The 3,493-nt window shown below is 53.3% G+C and carries 2 protein-coding genes and 1 pseudogene; all 3 read right to left on the bottom strand.

What is annotated here, in order from left to right:
• Positions 1-5: 5 nt before the first annotated feature.
• Positions 6-962 carry a hypothetical protein gene (locus ACE4YL_RS09875; protein WP_461367177.1) on the bottom strand — a complete coding sequence of 319 codons (957 nt, stop codon included), beginning with the start codon at positions 960-962 and terminating at the stop codon, positions 6-8.
• Between the two features lie 12 nt (positions 963-974).
• Positions 975-2,276, bottom strand: a complete 1,302-nt coding sequence (locus ACE4YL_RS09870; protein WP_461369601.1) for a radical SAM protein — start codon at positions 2,274-2,276, stop codon at positions 975-977.
• A gap of 14 nt (positions 2,277-2,290) precedes the next feature.
• Positions 2,291-3,493 (bottom strand): annotated as a pseudogene (locus ACE4YL_RS09865) (hypothetical protein); the annotation flags it as partial.

Raw genomic sequence — 3,493 nt, 5'->3', positions numbered from 1 at the left:
ACCGCCTAGCGCCTCCATTGCAACTGTTCCACCATCGCTTCCGTTAGCTTGTCGTAGTCGACATCGGACCCGAGCGGAATGAGCTCTGCGCTGGCCTTCGGTTTTCCAGGAGCGTTGTACATAACGGTCCATGATTCTTTTGTGGGCAGACTGTTGGTGATGATGGTGAAGATAGGTGTCTCCACAATGGCGATGCCATGTAAGCAGCTCCAAATGAGGGGCATTTCCAAGATCTCGACCAGCAAATCTGCCAGATCAGCATCCATTTTCTTCATCACATCGAGCCACACTTCACCAACTTCCTTGGTGGCCTCACAGTTGAGGCTGCAAGGGAAGTGGCTGGTGATCCTGAACCCGAAATAACGAAGCATCTGGTTCGTAAATACGTTCCCTTCCACCTCGAGCGTCCTGTCGCCCACCATGACGCCGTTTCCCCTCACGGCGGACTGCCACACTGGGTCGAAGAAACCATTGCCCCATTCCTCGACAAAGAACTTTGCGCAGCATGGCGGGAAACCAAGCAATTCCCCGATCACCTCATGGTCCACCTTGCCGGCATTCCGCCCATTGTAAGCAGAGGCCGTTCTAAACGCCTCGGCATCCTCCAGGTTCCGAGCCATAACTCCATAGCAGCTGCTGTTGGGATCACCGACAGTGGTAGGCAGATGATAGTGTGCAAACCCGGAGTAGTTCTTGGACCACTGGATGGGCAGCCACACCATCCCGTCTTTTTTCAACCGCTCGATCAAAACATGGAAGTTGTGTGGAGCCAGGTGCAGAGTCCCACATTTGCGTTTCCCCAGGCGAACCATTTCATACTCGGCTCTGTCATGCAACGATGCCACGGCTCCGATAACTGGTTCCCATTTCGTTCTGGCGGCCTCGGAGTTCCATACCAGACGCGAGAATGGCAGCACATCAAGGCTGTGGATTAGGTCATCTCTTGTCATGTTTCTTTCCATCATAGCCACCTCCTAGAAATAAGAGTCCCCATGTGGTCTATCCCCATGGGGCCTATCACCGTGGTCATAGTCCTGGTTTACCAACTCATTTCCTGATTCTGGTCGCTGCTGACTGCAGCATTCGATGTTGACCCTGGCATCCTTTCTCCAGCTGCTGGGGTTGAACCCATTGCCGTAAGTCATGTAGTAGAAAGCGCTGGGGTTCATATTGCGCACCGAGTTCTTGCTCGGAAAATGCGACGAATCCAGATCACATGTGAGAATGACATTGGGCATGATCTTGCGCAAGATGTCTGCCACCGTCTCGAACAGATCGTAGTAAGCTTTACAGTAACGGGTCTTGTTCCGCCAATCGCCCCCGAAGCCTTCCGATGGGCACCCACCGGTGCAGTTCCGCCAATACTTGCACCCTTCACAGCCGCCATCCTCCTGCGGTACTAACGGCAGTGTCTCATAACGTATCTTTGCAAAGCCCCTTGGATCCGCATCGGCGTTTTGAAAACGGGGATACGCGTGGCCTGTCTTGGCTGTCTTCAGGCAGCTCCCAGTGGAACCGTCACTAAAGATGACCTTTTCAGCAACAGCATTGTAGTAGTCGCATTCGCCGAAGTTACACGTACCTTGATTGAGGCCCAGCAGGCTGTCTACAACGTCCCGTATCGGCAGCCAATCATCTCCTATTTCGGTCAGTATGAAACGGGTTATGTCACAGTAGAAGTCAGACAGCTCCTCGGCAGTCAGAGCAATATCCTGCGCCGAAGGGTAGTCTATCTGTGCCGGGTTCAATCGTCCAGATACGCCGAGCTCATGGAGCTCCCGGATCCAGGCCTTAAAGGTATCCCTCTGTGCTCGCAATGCATTTGCCTTGGTCAACACGCAGATGATCCCAACGTTTATCCCCTCGGACCTAAGCATGCGGATCTTGTCCATGACAATATCCGCCGTTGGCTTAGCGCTCTTCAGAGTCTTCCTGTATCTTCCGAGCTCTCCAGGTCCATCAATGGAAATGCCCACCGACGTATTGTACTTCTTGAAAAGCTGCACGTGCTTGTCCGAGATGAGAGTGCCGTTAGTCTGCAGCGACGACGAGCCCACCTTCTGAAAGCTCATCGACAGGATCTCTTCGATGACCTCCAAAGGAGCCAGTAACGGTTCTCCGCCATGAAGATATGGCGGCTCCTGCTCATTCTCGATCTGCCGTCTTACAGCTTGCATATCGACGGCCTTGTGGTTGAGCCTCGTTCGATAGATGTGCTCGTAACAGTACGAGCACTGCAAATTGCACAGTGCGTTGGTTATCTTGACGCTAAGCACATTCTCTCTCCTTTCTAATAATATCCCTCGAATCTCGGGTTGTCTTGATGGCCCTCGGTTGAGTCTGAATGGTCGGTGTGCCCGTAGCTTACTTCATCAGTATGATCGGCGTAGCTCACATCCCAGTAGGGGCTGACCACCTCTCCATCCGTATGGATCAACGAGTAGTCCTGGTGATCGATGTGAGGGTACGGGATCTTAACGACATCGTCCACATGTTGTGCCGGCAAATCGATGTGTGGGCTGTTGATGTGAGTCACATTGGCATGGGGTGTATTTAGATGCTCCAGGTCGCCATGAGGCGTATCCTCATGGGTGGTCCCTCCGGAGGTCTCGTCCCCATGCGGTTGATCAGCATGAGCCCTGTCGGCATGCGCAACGTCATCATGTCCCACGTCTCCATGGCTCACATCCCCGTGGGCCGTATCCTCATAGGCTCTGTCTTCGTGAGCCGTGTTTGCATGTGGTGTGTTGAGGTGGGGACTATCTTTGTGACTCGAGTTGCTGTGCGGTACATCAAGGTACTCTGTGTTGGAATGGGCTGTATTGGAGTGTGTTTCGTTCAGATAAGCCTGGTTTTCGTGAGCAACATTGACATGGGCGATGTCGCCGTGGACAGACTCATCACCATGCCATATCTCATCGATGTACGCTAAGTCTTCATGGGCAGTATCCTCATGGGGCTGATCCCCATGGGGGTTTGTAATCCCTCCATCCGTATGAAGGTTGTAGTAGTCTTGATGGTCGACATGCGGAGAGTCAAGGTGGCTGACGTTGGCATGTGGTTCGTCCATGTAATCCGTGTAATCGCCATGGGCAATCGTGCCGTCCATATGCGGTACATCACTATGAGGCGTATCTCCGTGAGCCTGGTCACCATGGGGAACATTCGCATGCGGTACATCTCCATGGGGTACTTCATTACCCGGCGCGTCACCGTGAGGTGTGTTAGAATGTGCCGTGTCTTGGTGTGTTGCATCCGCATGTGGTGTATTGAGGTGGCTGACGTTGGCATGTGGTTCGTCCATGTAATCCGTGTAATCGCCATGGGCAGCCGTGCCGTCCATATGCGGTACATCACTATGAGGCGTATCTCCGTGAGCCTGGTCACCATGGGGGACATCCGCATGCGGTACATCTCCATGGGGCACTTCATTACCCGGCGCGTCACCGTGAGGTGTGTTAGAATGTGCCGTGTCTTGGTGTGTTGTATCCGC

Origin of the sequence: Candidatus Darwinibacter acetoxidans, from assembly GCF_041936445.1 — a bacterium.
GTDB lineage: Bacteria > Bacillota > Limnochordia > Darwinibacteriales > Darwinibacteriaceae > DTU010.
The sequence above is the reverse complement of the archived record's forward strand: the minus strand, read 5'-3'. Positions and strand labels throughout refer to the sequence as shown.